Origin of the sequence: Arcicella rosea (assembly GCF_014204325.1) — a bacterium.
Taxonomy (GTDB): domain Bacteria; phylum Bacteroidota; class Bacteroidia; order Cytophagales; family Spirosomataceae; genus Arcicella; species Arcicella rosea_A.
The window spans coordinates 1-25,138 of the sequence record NZ_JACHKT010000021.1; the positions used below are offsets into that span (position 1 = coordinate 1).

Genomic DNA, 25,138 nt, shown 5'->3' on the forward strand with positions numbered 1-25,138 from the left:
TAAATCCCATCGGCTGCTACATGAGTACATTCTCCAATCATTGTCTGATGTCTTATTATGCTATCTTTAAGCCTTTTACACTCATTAAAAGCATTATGACTTGCATGTTCAATGATGTTAATTCCGCCAACTTGATTGATGTGAACCTTAATGCCATACTCTACTGGTTTATTTTCTTTGCCTCTGACAATAGGGCGAATATAAGGTTTATAGATGCTTACTATGCGGTCACTAATATTCGCTCCAGGCACTTCAAAAAGATGTTTTTGTTGCTCATAAACCACTTTAATAGTTTGAAATACTTCTGAATCCTTTTCTAAAAATCCCTTAAATTTAACTTGCTCTAGGAGTTCGTTGAGTGTTAAAATACCTTTATTTAGTAGCTTTAAAAGTGAACGTTTTCTGGAATAGGTCTTACGATGAATCTTCTTCCTGAGTTTGCTGTAAGTCAACTGTTTTATCTTTTGGTCTTTGAATTTAGACCTCGGTAATTTGATTTTATTGCTTGTGCATAAAGCAGGAATCTGTTTTTCCCAGAGCCAAGTACAAGCTTCCCAAAGTAGCTTTACATCTGTTGGAGTACGTATATAAACTTCATAGCAAGTAGCATCCATCAATAAAACATTTTTATCAGGAATTTCTGCCTTCCAGCTATTAATCATCACGCTTTGGAAAAGATTCAAATCTAAATGGTTTCCCAAGTAAGACCTTACTCTAGAAACAAAAGCATTATCCTTAATTCTTTCATTATCAGAAAGTAAAACCCCACAGAACATCTGCATTGCCCAATTAGTGTGAAAACTTTCAAGTAGCTTCTCATCACTTAAACAAGTATAGTGTTTTAAGAACATCAAAGCAAAAAGTCCTTTAGTTGGCAACCATGAAGGTGCTCCACAAACTTTAGTTTTATTGGGTAAAAGCTCTTCAAGAGAATCCCAATCAATAGTTTGATGAATTTTCCCTAGAATCGTCGTATTCTTGAATAAGTACAACTTATGAAAATTTGGAGAATCGAAATCAAACAGTGTATATTGCATCTGTATTTATATTTTTTAGCAGAAACAAAATACAGAAAAACCCCGAAATTTGCCAGTATTGACACTTTTTCGGGGTTATTTCATTTGTAATATATTGATAATTAGATGATTATAATAATAAAGGAAAGCCTAATTTTATTATGCTAGAAATTTATCTAATTCGGCTTTTAATACAGGAATACTTTCTTTTAATTTTACTTGAAATAAGCTCCACATAGATTGTAAACTTTCATACTCTGGTTTTTCTTTCGCTTGATTTTCGATACCAATCAACGATTGTTCTAATTCAGTAAGCCCAACCATTCCTAATGTTGGTTTTAGTTGATGAGCCAGCTTTCTTAATTCCTCCCAGTCTTGTTGATGAATTAAATTAGATATTTCTTCAAAATCTGGTAAAACATCTTCTATGAAAGTCTGAAAAATATCTGCGGCATATTCTCTATCATCACCATAAAGGTCGTTTAGTCTGTCTTTATCTAGGAAAACGTTGTTTTCTCCGTTGAGAGCAACTATTTTGCCAACTTCTTTTGTCTCATCTTCTTCTGTCATCATCACGGCATATTCAGACTTCGTATTCACATAATTTTGAATAACACTTAAAAGATGGTTTGGTGAAAATGGTTTTGTAACAAAATTATCCATTCCTACTTCAAAAGCTTTGTTCTTTTGGTCGAGCATGGCAGATGCTGTCAGAGCGATAATTGGCGTATCTTGATTCGGATTTTTGGTATTTCGTATCTTAATCGTCGCTTCGTATCCATTCATATTTGGCATTTGGATGTCCATCAAAATAATGTCAAAACGTTCTTTGGAAGCTTTGTCAACTGCTTTTTTCCCATCAGAAGCTATTACATAAGTAAAATGCCATTTGTTCAATAAGCTACTGATATACTTTTGGTTCATTGCATTATCTTCAGCAACTAATATTTTACACGATTCTAAGCTGCGGTCGGCCTCTTTGATGACGTGATTGTTTTTAACAACTTCATTTTTAGATTTTTGAAAAGGTAAAGTAACAATAAAAGTTGTTCCTTCTCCTTCTCTACTTTTAACCACGATGTTTCCACCCTGAAGCTCAACCAATTGTTTGGTAATGGCAAGGCCAAGTCCTGTTCCTTTGTGTTTATGACCTTGTTCCGAATCTACTTGTTTGAATTTCTGGAAAATTAAATCAAGCTTATCGGCTGGAATACCGATACCTGTATCTGAAATTTTGAATTCAATCCAAGAAGTTTCATCTTCTTCTTTTAGTAGTTTAACCATTACATCAATGCTACCATGTTCTGTAAACTTCTCGGCATTACCTATAATGTTCAATAGTATTTGGTTTAGGAGTAAATCATCCCCCAAATAATTACCACTTATTTTTACATCCGTCAAAAGATTAATTTCAACAGGGCTACTATCTAGTTTTATCTGGAAAACTCTTTGAATTGTACGAAGCAAACCAACCAAATCGAATGGATGCTTGTGAATTTCTATTCGTCCGGCTTCAATTTTTGCCATGTCCAATAAATCAGAGATAAGACTATGTAAAAAATCAGCTGACGTTTTCAAGATGTCTAGGTATTCAAACTGTTCACTTGTTGGATGAGTATCAAACATCAAGTGCGTCATACCAATGATAGCATTGAGCGGAGTACGAATTTCGTGACTCATATTTGCTAAAAATTGTTTTTCTGCTTGACGTGCTTCTTCGGCAACTTCTTTGGCCTTTTCTAACTCTTGTTCCAGTAATTTTCTTTCAGTAATGTCGTAATGAATGCCCATTGAAGCAACGGTTTCTCCGTTTTCATCAATAATCGGAGCACCACTGATTATCACCCAAATAGGAGTACCATCTTTTTTATTAAGACATACTTCATAAGAGCTTGCTTTGCCTTCTTCTCTTTCCTCCTGTCTTTCATCAACAATGTCAGCCTCGGCTTCTGGTAAAAAAAGTTCTTTGGCATTCTGGCCAACAAGTTCATCTTTGGTATAACCTAACATTTCACAGAATCTATCGTAGGCTCTTAGTATTTTGTGGTTATTATCAACTTCCAACAAACCTAAGGTCATATTATCTAAGATACCTCTGTATTTTTCTTCGCTTTTACGAAGACGTTCGTGGGCTAAAAACTTATCAGTTACATCAGAATAATTGTATAAATGCCCTCTATATTTTCCTTCAATGAAAATAGGGATGTAGCCTCTTTCTATGATTCTTCCATCATTTGTTTCTAATTGTTCATCAATAACTATTTCTCTATTTGCCAGAATCTCCTCAACTCTATTAACAAATTGTTCTGGCTCTTTGAAGAGTTCTTTTATACCTTCTGCCAAGGAAAGACAGTCTGCTCCAATAAGATTATCGGGGGAGATGTTAATATTGAAAATATCGCAAAAAAGTTGATTGGCTAAAATTATTTTACGATTTTCATCTTCAACTAGAATTCCTTTTTGAAGATTAGATATTAAGTTACCAAATCGGGCTTGAGTAGCTCTTAAAGTATCTTCAGTTACTTTTCGTTCAGTAATATCTCTGGCAACAGCCACTAATTCTACAGATTCATCATCGTTTTCAATTCGTCTGACGTTCTGTCCAATCCACACAACATTACCTGATTTTGCTTTAATAGGAAATTCATTATAAGTACTTTCTTCCTTATTCTGAACCATTTCAGCATAAAAATTAATGAGCGATTCTTGATAGTTTGGCAAAACTAACGTGGAGAAGTGACGACCAATAATTTCATCTTCAGTAAACCCTAATCTTTCTTTTACAACAGGATTTACGTACGTGAAGAAGCCATCAACCGATAATTTATAGATAATATCTTGAACAGATTCTATTAAATAGCGGTATCTTTTTTCAGTTTTTTGTAATTCATCAACAGAACTTTTTACTTGTTGTTCAAGATTTTGATTAAGCAGTTGCAGTTGCTCAGTTGTCTCGTAGAGTTCCAAAGCCTTTCTCTCCAAGATACTCTCGGTTTGTTGATGAGCTTGTTTCTCCAGCTCTATTTGGCGTTTGAGCTTTTCTATTTCTTCCATATTAATTTTACACAATCAAAAGTTTTCTTCAACCTTAATTTTAAGTATGCTAATCATAAATTGTTCCAAACTATCATTTTAATGAATTTTTAGATACTTTTATTTACTTTGGCTTTAAGATTTAAGTTTCTTTGCTCTTTTATTAATGAATTTAAAAATGGTTAACGTTTGGTTATACTAGATGCTTATTATAAAAAAGTATTTTAACCTAAATCAATAATATTTGAGATAAGGAAGTGAACGAAGAATAAAAGCTATTTCTATTCTTGTTTCTTCGTATTTTATTATCGAGGTTTAAACAAGAAGATTAAGTTTATGAGCAAGTAGGCAATGATATTTTTATGAATCATGAGTAAAATCTTGCCGCTAAGTAGAATAATCACTCAATACTAAAACCAGTATGGTAATAGCTGTTTGGGCGGATGAAAATAATACTCTTCAATAAACAAAAAATTTAGACCTTGCTTTTATTATGCAAATGAAAATACTTTTTTTTGGGGTTAACTAGTGGTAAGTATGAATGACCACGATTTCAGATGAAATTTAGTAAATTTTTTGGTAAAAATATATGTACCAACAAAAATTATATAAATTAATGTGAAAGTTTTACTTTTTCGAAATTTATATAGCTTATAAACGCTTTATTTTATTTTTTTCTGCAATTAAAAGAGCAATTCTTATCTTATGGTATTCATATTTGGCGTCCATCGCTTCAAAAAGCGGTTTGATTGGGTCGCCTTTTTTTACATTCATTACTTTTGCAGCACCCACGATTTGCTCAACTTCGGTTTCGGTAATAAATGCTGAAATGTTAATATCTTCGCCATCTTCATAGAGTTTTGCCAAATGCGAAAAGATGGTAACTGGATTCAGACTTCGCTGTTCAGCAATTTCATTAACTGATAAACCTTCTTTGTACAATTGATAAGTATAATGAAAAGTATCAACTCCTGTCGCTGAACTTTTAGGAATTGTTTTCAAAAAGTCTCCAATTTCTTTTAAAAATACTTCTCCGAATTGTCGATATTTTTGTTCGCCAACGCCCGAAACATTGAACATTTCTAATTGGTTCAAAGGTTTTTTTTGTGCCATGTCCGAAAGCGTAGCATCCGAGAAAACCACAAATGGCGGAATATTTTTTTCATCAGCAATTTGTTTTCTGAGTACTCTCAGGCGTTCAAAAAGCTCATCTTTAATGATTTCTCTTTTCGATTTTTCTTTTGGAATATTGGCTTCACGTTCGGCTTGTTTTTCTTCAAAAGGTCTGTAACGTACCAACTGTACTTTTCTGCCTTCTTTCAAAATCGCCCAAGACGCATTGTTAAGTTTATAAGCGTGGGCTTCGTCGTAAGCAATGTCCATCACGCCTGAATTTAACATTTGCTGTAAATAGTCTGCCCACTCGTCTGCTTTTAACTCTTTTCCAACACCAAAGGTTTTGATTTCGTGGTACTTATGTTCAATGATACGTCTGTTGTTCGAGCCTCTCAGAATATCTATCAACATACTCATCGCTACGTTTTCGCCTGTTCTGGCAATGGCTGAAAGGGCTTTTTGGGCAATCAGCGTAGCATCAAATCGTATGGGTGGATTTTTACAAACATCACAATTGCCACAGTCGTTTGTAACCTCTTCGTTAAAATAGCTCAAAAGGATGCGTCTTCTACAAATCTCCGCTTCGGCGTATTGCTTCATGCGTTCGAGTTTAGCTACTTGAACTTCCTTCATTTCAGTGGGAAGACCAGAATCTGCAATCATATCTTTCCTAACCAACAAATCATTGTAAGTATAAAAAAGCAAAGTATCTGATTTCAAGCCATCACGTCCCGAACGACCAATTTCTTGATAAAAACTTTCAACATTTGAAGGCATCGAATAATGAATCACCCAACGAACATTCGATTTGTCAATGCCCATTCCGAAGGCAATTGTGGCTACAATTACTTGAATATCATCTTGAATAAATTGATTTTGTACTTCAGAACGCTCTTGTGCTGGCATTCCAGCATGATAATACTTGGCATTGATGCCTACTTTCCGAAGAGCTTCAGCTACGGTTTCAGTATTTTTTCGACTCAAACAGTAAATAATTCCACATTGTCGAGGACGCTCCGCAATGAAATTTTGAATGATTTTAATACGATTTCGACCCGCTTGTACGGAAAGCGAAAGGTTGGGTCTATCAAAAGAAGAAATAAAAATTTTAGCCTCTGGAATCCCTAGTTGGGTCAGAATGTCCTTACGAGTTACTTTATCGGCTGTTGCGGTTAAAGCAATCATCGGAACATTTGGAAGTGCTTTCTTTAAAACACTCAGTTTGGTATATTCTGGTCGGAAATCATGTCCCCAAGTAGAAACACAGTGCGATTCATCAACGGCAAAAAGACTGATATTCAAAGAAAGAATCCAATCTAAATATCCTTGTGTAAAAAGTTTTTCAGGCGAAATATATAAAAGTTTTAGTTCGCCATTTTTGCATTGGCGTTCTATCGTACTTTGTTCTTGTGAAGTGAGCGATGAATTAACGTATTCTGCTGCAATGCCATTCGCTTTTAGAGCTTGTACTTGGTCGTGCATTAAGGAGATTAATGGCGAAATAACCAGCGTTAAGCCTTGCATCACCAAAGCTGGAATCTGAAAGCAGAGTGATTTTCCACCACCCGTTGGCATCAGTACCATGGCGTCTTGCCCGTAAAGTACCCAGTCGATAATTTCAGCTTGTAATGGACGAAAGGCATTGTAGCCGTAATATTGTTTTAAGATTTGTTCTTTGGTGAGTGACATGAATTTTGTGGAAACAAAGGGATTATTTTAAATTTCATTTTTAATGCAATTTACATTTTTCGGGCGATTTTTAGCTAAGATTGGGGGCAATCAAGTAAAGTTCTATTACTTTTGATGAACAAAATTTTCAATACGTGTAGCTTGAAAGGTGATGCAAAAGCTGCTTATTTCTTTATAAAACACAATGACAAAAACGATAAACATTAATCCGCCAGTTCGTAAGTTTTTGGTGGCTGATTTTCAATTAAGCACTTGGGAAAGTGTAAAACCTTTATTCGATAATTTAGTAGAGCGTTCTATTAATAACATTGACGATTTACGCAAATTTTTTACTGACCGCTCTGAATTAGAAAGTTATCTTTCGGAAAACTTCGCTTGGCGTTATATCAAAATGACTTGCGATACGGGCGATAAGGAAATTAAAGCTCATTTCGACCAGTTCGTGACGGAAATTCAACCGCAATTAGCTGAGTATGACGATGTGTTGAACAAAAAAACACTTGAAAATTCGTTCTTGGATGAATTAACCGAAACTGGTTTTGACATCACGATTAGAGGAATGAAAAAATCGACTGAGATTTTTAGAAATGAAAACATTGCTCTTTTTACAGAAATTCAAAACCTTTCAAGCCAATACCAAGCAACGGTAGGAGCAATGACGGTTGAATTGGACGGACAAACTAAAACACTACAACAAGCGGGCGTTTTCTTGGAAAATACCGACCGTACTTTAAGAGAATCTGTTTATAGAAAAATTCAGGAACGTCGTTTTCAAGACCATGAAAAGATGGACGAAATTTTCAATAAACTGACGGCTTTGCGTCATCAAATTGCCTTGAATGCAGGTTTTGAAAACTATCGTGATTACTCTTTTGCCGCTTTAAAACGCTTCGATTATACTCCTGCCGATTGTTTCAATTTCCACGAAGCGGTGGCTGAAACCATTGTTCCGATTTTAAATAATGTAGCTACTGAGCGTAAAAATGCTTTACAAGTAAGCGAGTTGCGTCCGTGGGATAAATCTGTGGATGCCCAAGGTCGTGCGGCTTTACATCCTTTCAATGGTGGCGAAGATTTATTGAACAAAACCATTGAATGTTTTACGCAATTAGATCCATTTTTAGGTGAATGCCTAAGTATTATGAAAGAAATGGGTCGTTTGGATTTGGAATCAAGAGTAGGCAAAGCACCTGGCGGATACAATTATCCTTTAGAAGAAACAGGCTTCCCATTTATTTTTATGAATGCTTCGTCGTTGATGCGTGATGTAATTACAATGCTTCACGAGGGTGGTCATGCGGTGCATTCAATCGTGACTAAAGATTTGATGCTGAATACTTTCCGTAATTTTCCTTCGGAAGTAGCAGAATTGGCTTCGATGTCGATGGAATTGATTTCGATGGATTTCTGGAATGTGTATTTTGATAACGAAGAAGAATTGAAGCGTGCTAAAATTCAACATTTAGAAGATATTCTCAGTACGCTTCCGTGGGTAGCAACGGTGGATAAATTTCAACATTGGATTTACGAAAACCCAACGCATAGCGTTGAAGAACGTACAGCGGCTTGGCTAAGTATTTATGAGAAATTTGCTGACTCTGTAACGGATTGGTCTGGCTTAGAAGATTATAAATCTTGGATGTGGCATCGTCAATTACATATTTTTGAATTGCCTTTCTATTATATCGAGTACGGAATTGCTCAATTAGGAGCGATTGGCGTGTGGAAAAACTACAAAGAAAATCCGCAAAAAGGCTTAGAAGGCTATTTAAACGCTTTAAAACTGGGTTATACCAAACCGATGAAAGAAATTTATGCGGCAGCCAATATTCCTTTTGATTTCTCGAAAGAGCATATTGCCTCACTGATGAATTTCGTGCAAGCTGAATTAGCGATTTTGAAGAAATAAGAATCGACTAAAACTAAAAAATCCCTTTTAACAACGTTAGAAGGGATTTTTTTATGTTCTAAGCAAGGAAAACTACACCTTGATTTCAACATCAACACCTGAAGGCAATTCTAATTTCATTAACGCATCAACTGTTTTTGGAGATGATGAGAAAATGTCAATTAAACGCTTGTAAGTACATAATTGGAATTGCTCACGAGCTTTTTTGTTAACGTGTGGTGAACGCAAAACTGTGAATTTTTCAATTTTAGTAGGTAAAGGAATTGGACCTGAAACTACTGCACCTGTAGCTTTAACCGCTTTCACGATTTTCTCAGCCGATTTGTCCACTAAAGTGTGGTCAAATGACTTCAATTTGATTCTGATTTTTTGATTCATTGTATTGGTACGTTAAAATTTGTAATTCCCGCAACGAAAGTACCATTAGCTTCATTTTCGGGACTGCAAAATTAGTGAATTTATTAATATTCAGAACGATAAGCTTAAAAAATATTCTAAATTATTCTTTAGGCATTTTATTAATAGGATTACTTTGTTGTGCGGCTTCGTTAATAATTACATTTTCTGCGGAGCTTAAAAGCCATTTTCCAGCTTTATTCACGAAAACCATCAGGGCTAAGTTTTCAGCTTCTTTGTAATAATTGCCATTGGGCGAAGTATAAGCTCCCATGTGCCAATAGAGATGAACTACGGCTACATCATGTGTAATAAATCTGGTATGTACACTTGTTTTGCTCAAAGACGTGTTCTGAAACATTACTTTATGAAAAACCTGATGGGCATATTGTACTTCTTTTCGGTTTTTCCACCACATTCCTACCACATTTACCCAGTCGGCATCTTCGGTAGCATACTCTTTCATGTCATCGTAATTGTGATTATTCCAACTGTTAATTACGGCATCGACTTGTTTTTCGATAGCAATCTTGTCTTGTGAACGGTCTTGTGCAAAGCCAAAAGATAGGCTTGCAAACAAAAGAAAGGAGAGGAGTAAAGATTTCATAATCATATTTTTAAGTTTATGATTACAAAATTAGGCTGAGGCTTTGCCTAAGAATAGTACAAATGCGACATCTTTTGCGATAGGCTAATCGTCATAAAATTGACATCCAAGATAATAAGGAGAGTTTTTGAATTCATCTTCGATAACAGAAGGTGATATTCCACAAAAAGCTTTAAAGTCTCGAATCAAGTGCATTTGGTCAAAATAGCCACATTGGTAGGCAATTGTTGTCCATTTTGTATCAGGAAATTTTTCTTTAATCGTCCAAGCCTTTGCGAAGCGTGTCATTCGGGCAAAAAATTTGGGTTGAAGTCCCAAGCGTTGTAAAAATAAACGTTCTAACTGGCGAGTACTCACACAAGCTTGCGAAGCTACTGTATCAATATTTACCAAGCCTCCACTTTTACTTATTAAAGGGAATACATCGTCCAGCGGAAGTTTGGGTTTTAGCACTTTCAACTTACTCAAAAGGAAGTTTTGGACAATTTCGAGCGACATTTCTAAGGAAGCCGTTTCTTGTAATTGTTCAATTATGAACTTAATGTTTTTGTCTAAAAAATAAGTACTTTCTAAAGATTCATCCATAATCATTTCGTTCATAGGGATTCCCAATAAACGATATAATCCGCCCGGCTGAAAACCTACTTTAATCGTAAAGTTTCGATGAGGCATTTTCAATTTTATCCGATTTACTTGCGGCCCAACCAGAATACTTTGTGGAAGAATTACCTTTTTCCGGCTGGTCAAATACTCACTTTCTGGTACTTCAAAAGGATAAAAATAAAGGCATTGTTCAGCCAAAGGAGGAAACGAAATAGTAGGAGGTTTTTCATGTAGAGGAATGTCTAATTGAAAAACCATGATGTTATTGACAAACTCTCGCAGAGCTGGATGTGGCTGAAAAACTTTGTAAAACATACTTTTATTTTGAAAGAATAATCAGATTCAATATGACATTACTACCCTAAAAGTATTTACTAAGTAGTGAATGACGCTTGTCAATAATTTAGTATAAGCATGAAATTTAATATTTTATATATTGTTGATTATCATAAAGATAGATAATTTATTCAAAAAAAGATAAAAGTATTTTCCAACTATTTCAACAAGAGGAGGGTCATTGGTGAAACAAACTTTTAAAAAATACCATGAAAAAAATCATTTTAAGTGTATTCGTAGCCTCTATTCTATCTTCATGTGCCTTGGAAAGTACACCTTACATTCCTACGTTTTATATCAATGAAAACTTCAATACTTCAGTAGAAGGATGGAAAGGAGACTTCGCTGATTATCCAGTTGGTGAGGAGAATTTTTATGAATTAAAGTTCAGCCAAGCCAAGTTACCAATGCCTTTGGATACGACTAAAAAAGCACTCAGAATTTCGGGTAATAACCACAGTGACGACTTGTTTATGTTCTTGAGCCGAAAGTATTCAGGGTTGAAAGCTAATCAAAAATACACGATTAGTTTTGAAGTAGAACTTGCTTCTAATGCTCCTTCAAATCTTATGGGAGTAGGTGGTTCACCAGGTGGAAGTGTTTATTTTGGTTTAGGTTTTACGGCCATTGAACCTAAAAAAGTGCTTGACAGTACTACAAAGCATTATACCATGAATATTAAAAAAATGCAACAAGCTACCAATGGTGAAGATATGAAAGTATTTGGCAATATCGCTAATGGTACTGATAAAAGCGAGTACAAATTAATCAGAAAAACAGGGGTAATTTCTGCTAAAACAGACGCAAATGGTAATATTTGGATGATTTTGGGAACTGATTCTGGTTTTGAAGCCACTACCACTTTGTACTACACTCGTTTGGTAGCTACCATTCAAGAAGTAAGCGGAAATATCTAAATTTCCTTACAGTCCAGTGGTATTCATGCCAATTGCTGAAAGTACTCGGATAAATTCTTCGTTCATCGGAGCAACAATTCGGGTACTTTCATTGGTAAAAGGATGTTCAAAAACCAATTCTCTGGCGTGCAAAAGCATCGTATGTAAATTGAATTTCTCTTCAAACATTTTGTTATGCTTACACTCTCCGTAAGTTTTATCGCCTATTAAATAATGCCTTAATTGGGCAAAATGCCTTCTAATTTGGTGCATTCTTCCCGTTTCTGGCGAAATTTCTGCCAATGAGTAACGAGAAGTTGGGTAGCGACTTACTTCAATCTGGAGTTCTACTTGTTGTAAACATTTAAAGTGCGTTATGGCATCCTGAAAACCTCCTTTTTCTCGCTCCAATGGTCGGTCGGTCATGCCCGATTCAGGCAAATAACCTCTTACTAAAGCCAAGTATTTTTTCTGAATGGTGTGAGCTTCAAATTGCCTTTTTACTTCTTTGTCGGCTTCGGAAGAAAGAGCGAAGAGTAAAACGCCCGAAGTTTTGCGGTCTAATCTATGGCATGGACTTACCCAACAGTTCAACTGGTCACGGAGTAATTGCAAGGCAAAAACACTTTCATCGGCAGCGATAGAAGACCGATGGACTAATAAATTATGCGGTTTGTTAATAGCAACAAAATGTTCGTCTTGAAAAAGTATAGGAAGTGGCGGAAATTCTTGGGACATTCAGAATAAGATTACAAAATACTTATGCAATTTACGATGCTTTTATTGAAAGCCATGCGATTTTGTCTTCTTGCATAAATTCTGTAATTTCAAGAGAAGTATTTTATCATACTTCGTTGATTTTAAAATTAATAACTCCAAAAATCCTTCACTTCAAACAATGCCAAACCTCTCCAAACGTCAGTTTTTAAAAACATTTACAGGTATTTCTGCGGTTTCAATGCTTGGTGTTGAAACCCTTTTAGCCAAATCTGCACAGATTCCAGCTCAAAAATTGGCGGAAGATGAGGCTTTTTGGCAACAAATCAGAACAGCCTACAATTTCACACATAATTTTATTCATCTCGAAAATGGCTATTATTCTTTGGCTTCCAATGAAGTATTAGAGGCTTATATTCAGCATATTCGGGATGTAAATAAGGTTTCTTCTTATTATATGCGTACTCGTCAGTTTGATGATAAATTGGTTTCCAGAAAACAATTGGCGGAATTATTGGGCTGTTCGCATGAAGAATTGATTATTACCAGAAATACGACCGAATCTTTGGATACAATTATCGCAGGATTTTCTTGGAAAGAAGGCGACGAAGCCATTATGGCAGAACAAGATTATGGAGCAATGTTGGATATGTTTAAGTTGCAGGCTCGCAGATATGGCATTGTCAATAAAATGGTTTCTGTACCAAACCATCCCAAATCAGATGAAGAAATTGTAGAGGTTTACGAAAAAGCCATTACACCCAAAACTCGTTTGTTGATGATTTGTCACTTGATAAATATTACAGGACAAATTTTACCTGTAAAAAAAATCGTAGAAATGGCACATCGCCACGGCGTAGAAGTAATGGTGGATGGAGCTCATGCTTTCGGACATTTAGATTTTAAAATTGAAGACCTTGGCGGTTGCGATTATTATGGAAGTAGTTTGCATAAATGGCTCGGAAATCCGCTTGGAGCTGGAATTTTATATGTGAGGAAAGATAAAATTAAACAAATTTGGCAATTGTACGGCGATATGGGTTTTGCCGATGATGATATTCGCAAGTTAAATCATACAGGAACAATTCCCGTAGCAACTGATTTGGCGATACAAGATGCTATTAAATTCCATCAAAAAATTGGTATTCAACGCAAAGAAGCACGCTTGAGATTCCTTCAAAAATACTGGACAGATAAAGTACGAGACAACCCGAATATCATGCTGAATACGCCAAAAGAAGCTTTTCGTTGTTGTGGTATTGCCAATGTAGGCGTAAAAGGAAAAACGCCTTCGGAATTATCTAAATTACTTTTTGAAAAATACAAAATCTTCACGGTAGCAATTGCCAATCAAAAAGCCAATGTAATGGGCGTAAGAGTAACGCCACATTTATATACAACAATAGCAGAATTAGACGCTTTTGTGAAGGCATTGAACGAAATTGCTGGTTAAAATTTAATTATTAAAAAAGGGTTAGCAAGTGAATTGCTAACCCTTTTTTGATAATTATTAAATGATTTTGGACAAGATTAAATTTATGTTAAACTATTCCAAAATACATATTGAAGTGCTTAATTCTTAGCCGATTAAGCTTCTACACGAACAAGATTCGCTTCCATTACTTCTGAGAGTTGTTTGATTGTCTGAATTTTATCAACTTCATTATCTGGCAAAACAATTCCGTAAGTGTTTTCTAAATGCACAATCAATTCAAGGAATTCCAAAGAGTTCATTCCCAAATCTGCATAAAAGCGTTTCTGAGGAGCAATTAATCTCGGATTAATATAGAAATGCCGTGATAAAAATTGAATTAGTTTACTCGTGCTGAATTTCATGGATTTAAAATTTTAATTTAATAGATAAAATTCTCTCTGTTAGAACGCTCGATGCTATTGAAAAAGTATTCCTTGAACCGTTGTGCAAATAACTATGCCAGTTCAGTTCTTCTATGAATCGTTGGTGGTAACAATTTGTACATTACTGGCGTAACCAAACGAGCCAATAAAGTAGAACTTGTAATACCGCCAATGAGTACTATTGCCAAAGGTGAATACAAATCAGAGTATTCGATAATTAGCGGAATTAAACCTCCGATGGCTGTGAAAGAAGTTAATAAAATGGGTACAAAACGAATTTCACCTGCTTGGTGAATGGCTTCGTCTAATTCCATTCCGTCTTCTCTCAACTGATTGGTAAAATCTACAAGTAAAAGCGAGTTCTTGATTTCGATACCAATCAAGGCGATAAAACCAATCACGGCTGTAAATGATAAATTTTCACCAGCAATTAATAGCCCTACGATTGCACCAACGATTCCCAAAGGAATTACAGAAAGTACAATAAGCGTTGATTTGAAATTCCTAAATTCAAGAATAAGAATAGCAATCATGCCAAAGACAGTTATCAAGATAATTACCCCTATGCCTCCAAAAGATTTTTCTGCATTTTCTGCTTCGCCCGATACAGTATAGTAAAATCCTTTCGGGAATTTGAATTTATTCAGCTTCTGAATCAACTCTTGGTTTACTTTTGCCGTGTTATAACCTGACTTCAAGAAAGTAGAAATTGTTACGTAACGGTCTTTATTATAGTGTTTTATCTGGTTGGGCGAAGTTTCAAAACGTACTTCTATCAACTGTTTTAAAGGAATGGCTGTACCTAAGGCATTGTTTACGTACAAATTTTCAAAAACTTCAAAACCTTGTTTTGCTCCAGTTCTCGGAATCGAAACATTGATATTATAATCATCAATTTGTCCTTCTTCACGATAAGTACCAACGTTCAAGCCAGCAATTCCCAGACGAACTGTGCGGTCGATGTCGGAAATATTTACGCCCATCAAACCTGCTTTTTCTTTGTTGATGTGTACTCTTAAATCTGTTGGCTGTACTTTTAGCGGATTGTCGGTATAAATTGAACCTTCTTGAGCTGCCAAAATCCTTTCAACTTGTCCAGCGATGATTCTTAAACTATCTAAATTATTTCCAAAAATTCTGTAAGCAATTGGAGCTTCTAACGGCGGCCCTTGTTCAAAATCTTTTACTTCAATTTTGGCATTTGGATAATTCGTTAATTTTCCTCTCAATCGGTCGATAATGGCTTTTTTCTCTTTGGTTTCAACATCATGCAAAAGCACGAAAAGTTGACCAAAGGTCTCAGATTCTGCTCCACCAATTACGTTATAATAAATTCTTGGATTTCCTCTACCGATATTGGAAGCAATGTTTTTGATTTCTGGTTCTTTTTTGAGTTCATTTTCTACAAAACGTACTACTTCGTCGGTCGCTTTTAGGTTTGTTCCAACTGGCGTTGAAACATTGACCAAAAACATTGGTTTTTCGGAAGTTGGGAAAAGTGAGAAGCCCAAAAAGAATTTGGCAATCAACATTACACCAACAAAAATCCCCATTCCTCCTGCAAGTGTAGTTTTGGGATGTCGTAAACACCAGTCCATCAATTTTCCATAAGTGGCTGAAATTAAACGTTTCATGCCTCTTAAAATGAAATTCCCTTCGGCGTTTTCGTGATTTTTCAAGATGACACTTGATAAAAACGGTACAATCGTCAAAGCCACAAACATTGATGCAAAAACCGTTACACTTACAGCCATTGGTAAACTTCTGATGAATTTTCCAGCAGCTTCTGGCAAATTGGCAACCGGTAAAAAGGCGAAAATCAACAAGACTGTACAACCTACAACCGCCAAACTAATTTGTTTGGTAGCATCAATAGCTGCTTGTTTTTTCGGAATACCCATCCGCATAAAGCGTTCAATATTTTCTACGACAACGATTGAATCATCCACTAAAATCCCCAGTGCGACAATCATCCCGACTATAGAAAGTTGGTTAATCGTAAAGCCCAAAACGTAAAGTAATGCCAAACCAATTGCTAACGAAAGTGGAATTGAAATCATTACGACCAAACTTGCTCTTGAACCCAAAGGCAAAAGTGTAATCAAAACCAAAAGAATGGCAATGCCGAAATCTTTGGCAAAACGCATCAAACGTTTATCTACCGATTCCGCTTGGTCGAATACTTTTACTAAATCGACAGACTTTGGTAAAGTCTTTTTAAAAGCTTCAATTTTTGGGTCGGTTGCAGCTCTTACTTTAATAATGTTTTGTCCGAATTTCTGACAAGCCGTTACAAAAACACTTCTATGTCCGTTCAAACGAGTTTTGTGCGTTTCGTCTTCGTAGGCATATTTTACTTCGGCAATGTCTTTTAAATAGACGATTTTTGTACCGTTTGTAAAGACGATTACATTTTTGATTTCTTCAATATCTTTAAAATTTCCAGAAGTTTTTACATTGAATTTTTTGTTTGAAAGATTCAAAGAACCGCCCGGAATATTCACGTTTTCAGATTGAATTGCTCCCAAAACTCTGTTTACAGGAATTTTATCCTGAGCCAATTTTGCTTGATTGAGTTCTACCGAAATTCTACGTTCGGGAAAACCCCAACTTTTAATGTTTTTTAGCGAACGGTTTTTCTCTAAAGTTTTCTCTAAATCATCAGCATATTTTTCTAATTTAGCGTAGGGGAGCGTTTCGGAAACTAAGGCAAATTGATAAATATTTACACCATCGGGTTGATACCTTTCGATACGAACATCCAGCACGTCAGAAGGTAATTCTTTTCTGACGGCATTCATTTCACGCACAATTTCTTGGTACTTTTCTTCTGGGTCAGACTCAAAAGCGTACTCTACTTGAAAAATGGCAGCACCATCAAAAATACTGGTTCTAACACGTTCAATATTATCTAATTCGTTGATGTGTTTTTCTACCACATCCGCCACCAATTGTTCTACATCTTTGGGCGATGCACCGGGGTAAATCACCGTAACGCCAAATTGAGGAGAAGAAAACTCAGGGTCTTCTCCACGAGGCATATTCAATAAAGAATAAATCCCTATTGAAAGAATACCTAAAAACACGACCAGCGTGAATTGGTAATTTTTTACTGAGAATTCAGAGATTTTCATATCAATATCTTTTGAATGCTGAGTTGTGAATTGTGAGTGAGGAGTTTTGGTAGTTGCGAATTCTGAGTGATGAGATTTATATAGTTAATTAATAAATTTCCACCCAGACTCAAAATTCAAAATTCATCACTCACAATTCACAACTCAACATTTTATTGTGTAATTTTTACCTTGCTTCCTTCTACCAAATACGCCGAACCGTCTGTAATTACTTGTGTAATAAGGCTTGAAGTATTTTGAATAAATACTTTGTCGTTATCAATCGAAATGACTTTTATGGCTACTTTATGAGCTTTGCCATTTTCAACTACATACACAAAAGCGTCGTTTCCGTTGCCTTCAATCACGGCATCAATCGGTACAGAAGTATTTTGTTGGCTAATATTTAGCTTAATCAAAGTATTTCCGAAAAGTCCAGTAGCGAGTTTTTTGCCTTGCGTATTTAATTTTAATTCAGCTTGATACAAACCCGAACTTTGGTCAGCACCTTGTGAAAGATTGGAAACCGTAGCGGTAAAAGGCGTATCAGGAAAAGCGTCTATTTGAATAGTAGCTTTGTCGCCCAAATGCAGGCGAGTCCAGTCTTTATCCGCAACACCTACTTTCAAAACCCAGTCGTTTGAACCTGTTGCATTCATAAAAAATACGGGAGTTCCTGGCCCAGCCAATTCGCCTTCGTTCATTAGTTTTTTTACGATTACGCCGTTTGAAGTAGCGTAAATTTTAGAAAAACCTTGGTTGTAATTCGCAATTTCAAAGTTTTGTTTGGCTACGTTCAATGCCGTTGTGAGGTTTTGTACTTGTTCTAAAGTAGCGACAGAATCTTTGTAGAGATTAGTGACACGTCTTAAATCACGTTCAGCTTTTTGTACGCCTTCGGTAGCTTGCTGTACTTGTGCATTGATTTCTGTCAGATTCAAAGAAGCCAATAATTGTCCTTTTGCAACATTCTGCCCTTCTTTTACATAAATTTTGGCAATGATACCACCCGTTTTGAAGGATAAACGTGCTTCTTGTAAAGAAGCCACCAAGCCTGAAGCTTTGATTTCTTCGTTGGAATTTGCCTGCACAACATTGGCTATTTTTACAGCAATTTGGTCTTCATCTGCCAGCGATTTCTTTTCTTCCGCTTTTTTTCCACAAGCCACCAGCAGGGAAAGCATGAACGAAAAGCCAATAGAATACGAGATAATTTTTTTCATTTCTTTAGCGTGTTTAAATATAATTTGATTTAGAAGCCTAATGCTTTTTTGAAGGATGGATTTTCAGGCTTGATATTCGAGCCGAAAAAGTGTGTTAGCTCGCCTTTTTCGTTGATTAAGTATTTACAGAAATTCCAGCTTGGTTCAAGGTTGTTCCAGCCATTTTTTTGTTCTTCCGAAAGCCATTTATACACAGGATTTTTGTCGCTGCCTGAAACACTTACTTTTTCGGTAATCGTGAATGAAACGCCATAATTCATTTGGCAAAATTCTTCAATTTGTGAAGCCGTTCCAGATTCTTGTGCCAAAAAGTTGTTGGCAGGTAAACCAATGACTACTACTTTATCACCAAATTTTTCGTGGAATTGTTGCCAATCTTCATACTGTGGTGTGTAGCCACATTTTGAAGCCGTGTTGATTAAGAGTACTTTTTTACCAGCAAAATCTGAAAAATTGATTTCTTTTTTGCCCGTTAAATTCTTGATTTTCAAATCATAAAATGATTTTTTGGGAGCTTTCGCCGAAGCTGGTTTTGAAACAATATTATCTTTTTCGGTAATACTTCTATAAAGATTTTTGATAGTCTTAAACATGATTACTTGTGTTTTAGGGTTATTTTAGTTCGTAACTGGCTTTGGCTCTTTCTACTTCTACCCATTTCTGCCAAACATCAAATAATGAAATGGATTGTTGTAATTGTGCGGTGGTGATTTGGGTTTGAGCATCCAAAAGTTCGATAAAATTCAAACTTCCTTCTTTGTATCTACGCAACATATCACGGTAATAACGGTCGGCTGTTGAAATCTGAGAAGCTTTTGATTCATAGACTTTTTTGGCTGAATTTAGTGAGTTCTGAGCCGTCTCGGCTTGTAATGCTAATTGATTTTTTACTTGTTGTGCTTGCGTGTCTAAAGCTGCCAAATCCATTTCGGCTTGTTTTACTTTTAATTGATTTCTGCCGAAAGAATAAACGGGTAAATCAAAAGATACACCAACTAACACAAAGGCATTGGGATTGAAGAAGTTTTTATCGCTACTCGCAATGTGGGCAAATCGTCCCTGTGAACCGAGGTCTAAAGAAGCTCCAACTTTTAGTTTTTTGTAAGACTGACTCAAGCCAACGAGTTGTTTGTTGATATTAATTCCCGCCTGAATTTTGTCTAATTCTTCTCGATGTCCTTCTTCCAAATTGAGGTTTAGTACAGAAGTATCTAAATTGTCAATCTCAATTTTTGCATTGAAATCTTTATTCAAAAGGAAATTGAAATAAGCCGAAGCGTTCAACTGATTGCCTTTTGCATTGCTGATTTCTGCATCAATTTTTGAAATTTCATTGCGAGTACGCACCAAAACCGTTGGATTTGCCGAACCATTTTTTATCAAACTTTCATTCACTCTTTCACTTTCTTGTAGAATTTTCAAAGCATTTTCATATACTTTTATAGCTTCTGTTGCTTTTAAGTAATTGAAGTAGGCAATTTTAATATCACGAACCAATTCTCTTTTATAAACTTGAATTTCAGTTTGTTGTACGCTGATTTGCTCTTTTTTGATGGCTTGGTTATACTTGATTTCGGCATTCAATATAGGCATCGTAGTTTTGAAGCGTAAATCATAAAAATCTTTTGGTACAAGCTGTTCAGAAGTATTTGAGATTTGAGGAAATTTTGTCGAGTTCGTCAAAGCGTTTAGCGTTGTGTAAACTGGATTTACCAAATCCCCGACTGGAATTTCAATTTTTCTACCACCCTGAGCTGCTGAAATGGTAGTATTGAAACTTATATTGGGCTTAAACAAAGCTTTGGCTTCTTCGAGTGCGTACACAGCTTTTTGCAAAGAAAATTGCTGTTGTTTGAGCGTCTGGCTGTTTCTTAAACCTTCTTGAACGTATTCGTTCAGCATGTTTGATTGAGCCGACGTACTTGATACTTTCGCCAAAGTCAGGAAGAGTACCCAAAGCCTTTTATTGGCTCGAATCGTTGAGACGATGTTTAAAAAAAATGTTTTCATAAACGTTAATTAAATTATAAACAGTGTTTAGTGACGAGTCAAATAAAAAAGCACTTTTCCGAAAATCTGTGCTTTTTATGTGTTTTAAGATTTAATCGTGTTGCTGGTGGCTACCAAATTGGTACTACATTTTGCAATATAATGTCCGTCTTCGTTGCGTATTTCACCTTCAGCGTGGGCAATTTTTTTACCTACTCTGATGATTTTTGATTTAACAGCCAGCTTTTCGCCAATTTTAGCAGAAAATAAATAATCGACAGAAAGATTGACCGTACTGTAAAAAACGGTGTGTCCCATGCTAAAAATCGTCATTCCAATAATATCATCCAACATCGTAGCGGCTATTCCACCGTGGAGAATATGAGCAGGATTGCACATTTCTTTCTGAACAACAAATTCGATAGTAAGCGAACCATGTTCAACGGCTACTAAAGTACCATCCAACCATTTTGAAATGGGAGAGGGACTATTTTCGGCAACACGTTTGCCGATAAAACTTTTAAAAATGTCTAAAGTAGGATTATTCATGTTGGATGAGTTCAATCATTTGTTCCACCGAAGCAAGCATCAAATGCTGAATGTGTTCTTGTGGAAAAGTTTTAAATCTATTTCTAATTTTCAATGAAACCAAGCCGTGCATAAACGACCAGACTGACATTGCGGCTACTTCCAAATTATCTATCTTAATCAATTTTTCATTAATGCAACGTTGAACCGTTGAACACAACAATTCAAAACATCTATGCCCGCAAACCCATTCTTGATTTTCTACCTCCATTGGGGCATTGATGATAAACATCAAATCGTACATTTCAGGATTTTCTAATGCAAATTTCATGTAAACATATCCTTGTTGGCGTAGGATTTCAATCGGATTTTCGATTCCTTCCACGGCATTGGTCATTTCCTGAATTAATTTTTCAAAACCTAATTCATGTACGGCAAAGAAAATCTCACTTTTGTCTTTAAAATATAAATAAATCGTGGCTGGGCTATACTCTACACGGTCGGCAATCGCACGAATTGAAGCTTTTTCGTAGCCTTCTTCAATAAATGCTTGCTGTGCGGCTTCTAAAATCAAAGACCGCATTTCTTGTCTTTCTCTTTCTTTTCTCTCAGTAATTCCCATTTTTAGCGTTATATTTTACCCAATGCCGTAAAATCTATTTTTCTTCTGTTGAAAAATTATTTTACTCTTGTCCACAAAGTTGTTCTTCCCAGTAGTGAAATCCCAACATAACCTCTGATTTCCAAAGCATCATCATTTTTTAATTTCATAGTGCAAGAGTACGTTTTGCCACTGTTGGGGTCGTAGATGGTGCCATCTTCCCAATTTTTTCCTTTAAAAACAAAATCTTTTAAAATGGTTGAACCAATGATGTCTCTGTTTCTTAAAGAAGCATCTGGATTTTTACTGTCTTTTCTACCTGTTGATTTTCCCCAAGAAATTTTTCCAAAGTATTTTTCTCCTTGTTTAAAGATGAGTACTTTACCATCTTTTTCCTGTGAAAGCCATTCACCCAAAATAGCATCTTTACTAACAGATTGAGCTTTGCTGACATTCACTACTAACAAAAGTATGACAAGCGTATTGATAAGGTTTTTCATATTTATAACATTTAAAGATTAATGTAGGTAAAAATAATGAACAGTGTTTATAAAAAAAACACCTTTTTGTTTTAATTTAATAAATCTAAGAAAAATTATTTTTCAAAAAATATTAAGTAGCTGTTATTGAGTTGTTTATGTGTCGTAGGTATTGAATTAACACAATATATTAACATTCTAATTTGCGGGATAAAAAGGATATATTTAATTTTGCAATTCACGTTCTTGTCTTGATTCAATAATATGCTTTTTTTTAAGGATTTATGGAGGAATTTAGATAAGAAAAACGATAGGTGACAACTGATAACCGATAGCAAAAATATGAATTATCCACTTACTCAAATTCCTGAGAGAACTACTAAACCACGCCAAAAAGGATACACAATGGTGATGGACAAAGGTCTAAGTATCAGACAAATAGAGGATTTTTTGGAGACGAGTGCTGCTTATACCGACATTGTAAAGTTGGGTTGGGCTACTTCGTTCGTAACACCAAATTTGAAGGAAAAATTAGCAGTTTATAAGTCTGCAGGTATTCCAGTATATTTCGGAGGAACTTTATTTGAAGCTTTTATTATTCGTAATCAATTTGATGAGTACCGTCGTATTTTAGACGAGTTCGGAATGGAGTACGCAGAAGTTTCTGATGGTTCTTTAGAAATGGAACAAGATGATAAATGCGAATATATCAGAACTTTATGTCAACAAGTAACTGTACTTTCAGAAGTAGGTTCTAAAGATGAAGCTAAAATCATTCCTCCATACAAATGGATTAAATTGATGAAGGCTGAATTAGAAGCGGGTGCTTGGAAAGTAATTGGTGAAGCTCGTGAAGGTGGGAATGTAGGTTTGTTCCGTGCATCTGGTGAAGTCCGTCAAGGATTGGTAGAAGAAATTCTAACAGAAATTCCAGAAGAAAAAATTATTTGGGAAGCTCCACAAAAATCTCAACAAGTATGGTTTGTGAAATTGGTAGGAGCTAACGTAAACGTTGGAAACATTGCCCCACACGAAGTAATTTCTTTAGAAACGATTCGTCTGGGTTTAAGAGGTGATACTTTTACACATTTCTTAGATAAGTAAACTCTTCACATCAACAAATAGGTAGGAATCAGTTATCAGTCAAGGCGAGTTCAAGAAATCCCTTTTCTCATAACTGATTTTTAATGTATAATACTTACTAACAAACCCAAAAAACACAATGGAAATTATCAACTTTTTTTTGCAACTCCTCAAAGACCCATTAACCGCACTTTCTGATTTTATCAGCGAACACGGAACAGTTACTTACGGATTACTTTTCTTGATTATTTTTGTTGAAACTGGATTAATTGTAATGCCTTTGTTACCAGGAGATTCCCTGCTTTTTGCGGTAGGTGTTTTGGCTTCGGCAACTGGTAAAATTGAAATTACTTTTGTGATTCCGTTGTTGATTGGTGCAGCACTTTTGGGCGATAATGTGAATTATTTTATTGGAAAATACTTTAGTGAATTCGTGAAGTCGAAGGATAAAATTCTATTCTTGAAACGTGCACACATTACACAAACCGAAGAATTTTATGCAAAACACGGAGGACAAACCGTTATCATGGCTCGTTTTGTGCCGATTGTTCGTACAGTAGCACCATTTGTAGCAGGTGCAGGAAGTATGAAATACAGTACTTATATTACTTTTTGTGTTTTGGGTGCTATACTTTGGGTTACTTCTATTACTTTATTGGGTTATTTTTTAGGGAATAACGAATGGGTAAAACACAATTTTGAAAAAGTAGTTTTAGGTATTATTGCCATTTCGGTTTTACCAATGATTTTTGCTTTTGTAAAAGCGAAATTATCGAAGTAAATGAAGTTTTACTGATAACAGTACATCAAAAAAGCCTGCGAAATTTTACTTTCGCAGGCTTTTTTATATTCAATCAATTCCTTATTTCTGAACTACTTTTGCAAAACGGTGATAAAATGGTGTTTTGCTGTTTTCGTTTTTTGGCATGTATTTACCAGTAATAATTGGTACATACATTACTCTACGACGAGATTTTTCTCCGAAATTTGGAGAAACCTCTACACGATGCCATAAACGACCATCATGTACTGTTAAATCTCCAGCTTCAATTTCAAAACCTACTTCTTTTTCATCTGGAGTATGATCAATAAACTGTTTTTTACCAAATAAAAGCTTTAAAACACTTTGGTTTTGTGTACCTGGCAATACTCTCAAGCCACCATTCGTGCTTGGGCAATTATCTAAGTGTACACCAACGTTTAACATTGGAAGAATTTTTTGACCTAGAAATAAATCACGAGGGCTATCTGTATGCCATCCCATTTGTGTGAATTTACTGTTTGGTGCATTTACATAATGGTTGAAAACTAGTCCATCTTTTTCGTTATCGCTAATACGACCATCATAAGGTGCTAATAATTCAACTAATAATTGTAAACGTGGGTCTTTTAAAAACTCGCCCAAGAAAGTACTGTACTTGTTTGTAAAGCACATTCTTTGAATCATTTTGTTGCCGTGTTCGTCTTTACCAAACTTCAACGGAATACCATTGATTTTCTCAATGCCATCAGCCAACCATTGCTTTTCAATTTTATCTAATTCGCTGATAAACGTTTGAATCGTTTCAGCATTAATGAAATTTTTAAATTGAATTACACCATACTTGCGGAAATACTCTTTCTGCTCCTGTGTTAGTTTCTCTCCCAATTGGAAGGTTTTCGACTCAAACTTTACCATATTTTTACCCTGAATTAAAGTGGTTTGCAAGAACTATGTTTGATGAAAAGTTCCTGATACAAAACTAATTTGTTCAACCAAACCAGTTTTATAAAAAATTGTACAAAATAAAGCTAAACGATTTTGACAATCGCTTCGTAAACGTAGTTGGGCAGAACCACCTTTACTTAGTTTTAGAAAAATGAAAATGATTTCTTTTTTCTGGTAAAACAATGCAAATTAATTGAATGTAATCAAATTGTAAATTTTTCATTAGAAAATTTACAATT

Annotated in this window: 21 protein-coding genes; 5 read left to right on the forward strand and 16 right to left on the reverse strand. The window is 35.4% G+C overall.

Annotation, left to right across the window (positions count from 1 at the left end; genetic code table 11):
• From HNP25_RS14040 to recQ, 3 genes are all read right to left on the reverse strand, one after another.
• Positions 1-1,037 (reverse strand): transposase (locus tag HNP25_RS14040; RefSeq protein ID WP_184135091.1); only part of this gene is annotated, 1,037 nt, incomplete at its 3' end.
• Positions 1,038-1,175: 138 nt separating this feature from the next.
• On the reverse strand, positions 1,176-4,070 hold the full coding sequence (locus HNP25_RS14045) for a PAS domain-containing sensor histidine kinase (protein ID WP_184135092.1): 2,895 nt from the start codon (positions 4,068-4,070) through the stop codon (positions 1,176-1,178).
• A gap of 630 nt (positions 4,071-4,700) precedes the next feature.
• Entirely contained in the window at positions 4,701-6,854 is a 2,154-nt protein-coding gene (gene recQ / locus HNP25_RS14050) for a DNA helicase RecQ (RefSeq protein ID WP_184135094.1), read from the reverse strand.
• Positions 6,855-7,038: 184 nt separating this feature from the next.
• Between recQ and HNP25_RS14055 the strand changes: the two genes are divergently transcribed.
• Positions 7,039-8,763 (forward strand): M3 family oligoendopeptidase, encoded by a 1,725-nt coding sequence (locus tag HNP25_RS14055; protein ID WP_184135096.1) that lies wholly within the window; start codon positions 7,039-7,041, stop codon positions 8,761-8,763.
• A gap of 72 nt (positions 8,764-8,835) precedes the next feature.
• Here the strand turns inward: HNP25_RS14055 and rpsJ are convergent, their stop codons facing one another.
• The 3 genes from rpsJ to HNP25_RS14070 form a co-directional block, all read right to left on the reverse strand.
• Positions 8,836-9,141, reverse strand: a complete 306-nt coding sequence (gene rpsJ / locus HNP25_RS14060; protein WP_184135098.1) for a 30S ribosomal protein S10 — start codon at positions 9,139-9,141, stop codon at positions 8,836-8,838.
• 121 nt (positions 9,142-9,262) lie between these two features.
• On the reverse strand, positions 9,263-9,766 hold the full coding sequence (locus HNP25_RS14065) for an SgcJ/EcaC family oxidoreductase (RefSeq protein ID WP_184135100.1): 504 nt from the start codon (positions 9,764-9,766) through the stop codon (positions 9,263-9,265).
• Positions 9,767-9,850: 84 nt separating this feature from the next.
• Positions 9,851-10,684 (reverse strand): helix-turn-helix domain-containing protein, encoded by an 834-nt coding sequence (locus tag HNP25_RS14070; protein ID WP_184135102.1) that lies wholly within the window; start codon positions 10,682-10,684, stop codon positions 9,851-9,853.
• Positions 10,685-10,914: 230 nt separating this feature from the next.
• Between HNP25_RS14070 and HNP25_RS14075 the strand changes: the two genes are divergently transcribed.
• Positions 10,915-11,622: a hypothetical protein gene (locus tag HNP25_RS14075; RefSeq protein WP_184135103.1), complete on the forward strand. Its 708-nt coding sequence runs from the start codon at positions 10,915-10,917 to the stop codon at positions 11,620-11,622.
• A gap of 6 nt (positions 11,623-11,628) precedes the next feature.
• Here HNP25_RS14075 and HNP25_RS14080 read toward each other — a convergent pair whose 3' ends face one another.
• Positions 11,629-12,339 carry a pseudouridine synthase gene (locus tag HNP25_RS14080; RefSeq protein WP_184135105.1) on the reverse strand — a complete coding sequence of 237 codons (711 nt, stop codon included), beginning with the start codon at positions 12,337-12,339 and terminating at the stop codon, positions 11,629-11,631.
• Between the two features lie 160 nt (positions 12,340-12,499).
• On the opposite strand from HNP25_RS14080, the gene HNP25_RS14085 reads away from it, so the two are divergent.
• Complete coding sequence (locus tag HNP25_RS14085) at positions 12,500-13,771, forward strand: aminotransferase class V-fold PLP-dependent enzyme (protein WP_184135106.1); 1,272 nt, start codon at positions 12,500-12,502, stop codon at positions 13,769-13,771.
• 134 nt (positions 13,772-13,905) lie between these two features.
• On the opposite strand, the gene HNP25_RS14090 is transcribed toward HNP25_RS14085, so the two are convergent.
• The 8 genes from HNP25_RS14090 to HNP25_RS14125 form a co-directional block, all read right to left on the reverse strand.
• The gene (locus HNP25_RS14090) at positions 13,906-14,154 is read right to left on the reverse strand and encodes an acyl carrier protein (RefSeq protein ID WP_184135108.1); all 249 of its coding nucleotides are present in this window, start codon (positions 14,152-14,154) and stop codon (positions 13,906-13,908) included.
• A 92-nt stretch (positions 14,155-14,246) separates the two neighbouring features.
• The gene (locus HNP25_RS14095) at positions 14,247-17,309 is read right to left on the reverse strand and encodes an efflux RND transporter permease subunit (protein ID WP_184135110.1); all 3,063 of its coding nucleotides are present in this window, start codon (positions 17,307-17,309) and stop codon (positions 14,247-14,249) included.
• A gap of 152 nt (positions 17,310-17,461) precedes the next feature.
• Positions 17,462-18,511 carry an efflux RND transporter periplasmic adaptor subunit gene (locus tag HNP25_RS14100; RefSeq protein ID WP_184135112.1) on the reverse strand — a complete coding sequence of 350 codons (1,050 nt, stop codon included), beginning with the start codon at positions 18,509-18,511 and terminating at the stop codon, positions 17,462-17,464.
• 29 nt (positions 18,512-18,540) lie between these two features.
• On the reverse strand, positions 18,541-19,104 hold the full coding sequence (locus HNP25_RS14105) for a glutathione peroxidase (protein ID WP_184135113.1): 564 nt from the start codon (positions 19,102-19,104) through the stop codon (positions 18,541-18,543).
• A gap of 19 nt (positions 19,105-19,123) precedes the next feature.
• A complete protein-coding gene (locus tag HNP25_RS14110; protein WP_184135115.1) occupies positions 19,124-20,521 on the reverse strand; it encodes a TolC family protein in 1,398 nt (465 codons plus the stop codon).
• 84 nt (positions 20,522-20,605) lie between these two features.
• A complete protein-coding gene (locus HNP25_RS14115; RefSeq protein WP_184135117.1) occupies positions 20,606-21,049 on the reverse strand; it encodes a PaaI family thioesterase in 444 nt (147 codons plus the stop codon).
• Positions 21,042-21,650 carry a TetR/AcrR family transcriptional regulator gene (locus HNP25_RS14120; protein WP_184135119.1) on the reverse strand — a complete coding sequence of 203 codons (609 nt, stop codon included), beginning with the start codon at positions 21,648-21,650 and terminating at the stop codon, positions 21,042-21,044. Before HNP25_RS14120 ends, HNP25_RS14115 begins: the two co-directional genes overlap by 8 nt.
• A 56-nt stretch (positions 21,651-21,706) precedes the next feature.
• Complete coding sequence (locus HNP25_RS14125) at positions 21,707-22,129, reverse strand: DUF2147 domain-containing protein (RefSeq protein WP_184135120.1); 423 nt, start codon at positions 22,127-22,129, stop codon at positions 21,707-21,709.
• A 321-nt stretch (positions 22,130-22,450) separates the two neighbouring features.
• On the opposite strand from HNP25_RS14125, the gene HNP25_RS14130 reads away from it, so the two are divergent.
• Together HNP25_RS14130 and HNP25_RS14135 are read left to right on the forward strand one after the other, a co-directional pair.
• Entirely contained in the window at positions 22,451-23,212 is a 762-nt protein-coding gene (locus HNP25_RS14130; RefSeq protein ID WP_184135122.1) for a phosphosulfolactate synthase, read from the forward strand.
• 118 nt (positions 23,213-23,330) lie between these two features.
• On the forward strand, positions 23,331-23,972 hold the full coding sequence (locus tag HNP25_RS14135) for a VTT domain-containing protein (protein WP_184135123.1): 642 nt from the start codon (positions 23,331-23,333) through the stop codon (positions 23,970-23,972).
• Positions 23,973-24,053: 81 nt separating this feature from the next.
• Here the strand turns inward: HNP25_RS14135 and HNP25_RS14140 are convergent, their stop codons facing one another.
• Positions 24,054-24,869 carry a phytanoyl-CoA dioxygenase family protein gene (locus HNP25_RS14140; RefSeq protein WP_184135196.1) on the reverse strand — a complete coding sequence of 272 codons (816 nt, stop codon included), beginning with the start codon at positions 24,867-24,869 and terminating at the stop codon, positions 24,054-24,056.
• Positions 24,870-25,138 lie beyond the last annotated feature (269 nt).

What these genes read in the sequence shown, in the direction of transcription:
- HNP25_RS14045 (WP_184135092.1), bottom strand. Translation starts at nt 4,070, where the DNA reads ATGGAAGAAATAGAAAAGCTCAAACGCCAAATAGAGCTGGAGAAACAA.
- recQ (WP_184135094.1), bottom strand. Translation starts at nt 6,854, where the DNA reads ATGTCACTCACCAAAGAACAAATCTTAAAACAATATTACGGCTACAAT.
- HNP25_RS14055 (WP_184135096.1), top strand. Translation starts at nt 7,039, where the DNA reads ATGACAAAAACGATAAACATTAATCCGCCAGTTCGTAAGTTTTTGGTG.
- rpsJ (WP_184135098.1), bottom strand. Translation starts at nt 9,141, where the DNA reads ATGAATCAAAAAATCAGAATCAAATTGAAGTCATTTGACCACACTTTA.
- HNP25_RS14065 (WP_184135100.1), bottom strand. Translation starts at nt 9,766, where the DNA reads ATGAAATCTTTACTCCTCTCCTTTCTTTTGTTTGCAAGCCTATCTTTT.
- HNP25_RS14070 (WP_184135102.1), bottom strand. Translation starts at nt 10,684, where the DNA reads ATGTTTTACAAAGTTTTTCAGCCACATCCAGCTCTGCGAGAGTTTGTC.
- HNP25_RS14075 (WP_184135103.1), top strand. Translation starts at nt 10,915, where the DNA reads ATGAAAAAAATCATTTTAAGTGTATTCGTAGCCTCTATTCTATCTTCA.
- HNP25_RS14080 (WP_184135105.1), bottom strand. Translation starts at nt 12,339, where the DNA reads ATGTCCCAAGAATTTCCGCCACTTCCTATACTTTTTCAAGACGAACAT.
- HNP25_RS14085 (WP_184135106.1), top strand. Translation starts at nt 12,500, where the DNA reads ATGCCAAACCTCTCCAAACGTCAGTTTTTAAAAACATTTACAGGTATT.
- HNP25_RS14090 (WP_184135108.1), bottom strand. Translation starts at nt 14,154, where the DNA reads ATGAAATTCAGCACGAGTAAACTAATTCAATTTTTATCACGGCATTTC.
- HNP25_RS14095 (WP_184135110.1), bottom strand. Translation starts at nt 17,309, where the DNA reads ATGAAAATCTCTGAATTCTCAGTAAAAAATTACCAATTCACGCTGGTC.
- HNP25_RS14100 (WP_184135112.1), bottom strand. Translation starts at nt 18,511, where the DNA reads ATGAAAAAAATTATCTCGTATTCTATTGGCTTTTCGTTCATGCTTTCC.
- HNP25_RS14105 (WP_184135113.1), bottom strand. Translation starts at nt 19,104, where the DNA reads ATGTTTAAGACTATCAAAAATCTTTATAGAAGTATTACCGAAAAAGAT.
- HNP25_RS14110 (WP_184135115.1), bottom strand. Translation starts at nt 20,521, where the DNA reads ATGAAAACATTTTTTTTAAACATCGTCTCAACGATTCGAGCCAATAAA.
- HNP25_RS14115 (WP_184135117.1), bottom strand. Translation starts at nt 21,049, where the DNA reads ATGAATAATCCTACTTTAGACATTTTTAAAAGTTTTATCGGCAAACGT.
- HNP25_RS14120 (WP_184135119.1), bottom strand. Translation starts at nt 21,650, where the DNA reads ATGGGAATTACTGAGAGAAAAGAAAGAGAAAGACAAGAAATGCGGTCT.
- HNP25_RS14125 (WP_184135120.1), bottom strand. Translation starts at nt 22,129, where the DNA reads ATGAAAAACCTTATCAATACGCTTGTCATACTTTTGTTAGTAGTGAAT.
- HNP25_RS14130 (WP_184135122.1), top strand. Translation starts at nt 22,451, where the DNA reads ATGAATTATCCACTTACTCAAATTCCTGAGAGAACTACTAAACCACGC.
- HNP25_RS14135 (WP_184135123.1), top strand. Translation starts at nt 23,331, where the DNA reads ATGGAAATTATCAACTTTTTTTTGCAACTCCTCAAAGACCCATTAACC.
- HNP25_RS14140 (WP_184135196.1), bottom strand. Translation starts at nt 24,869, where the DNA reads ATGGTAAAGTTTGAGTCGAAAACCTTCCAATTGGGAGAGAAACTAACA.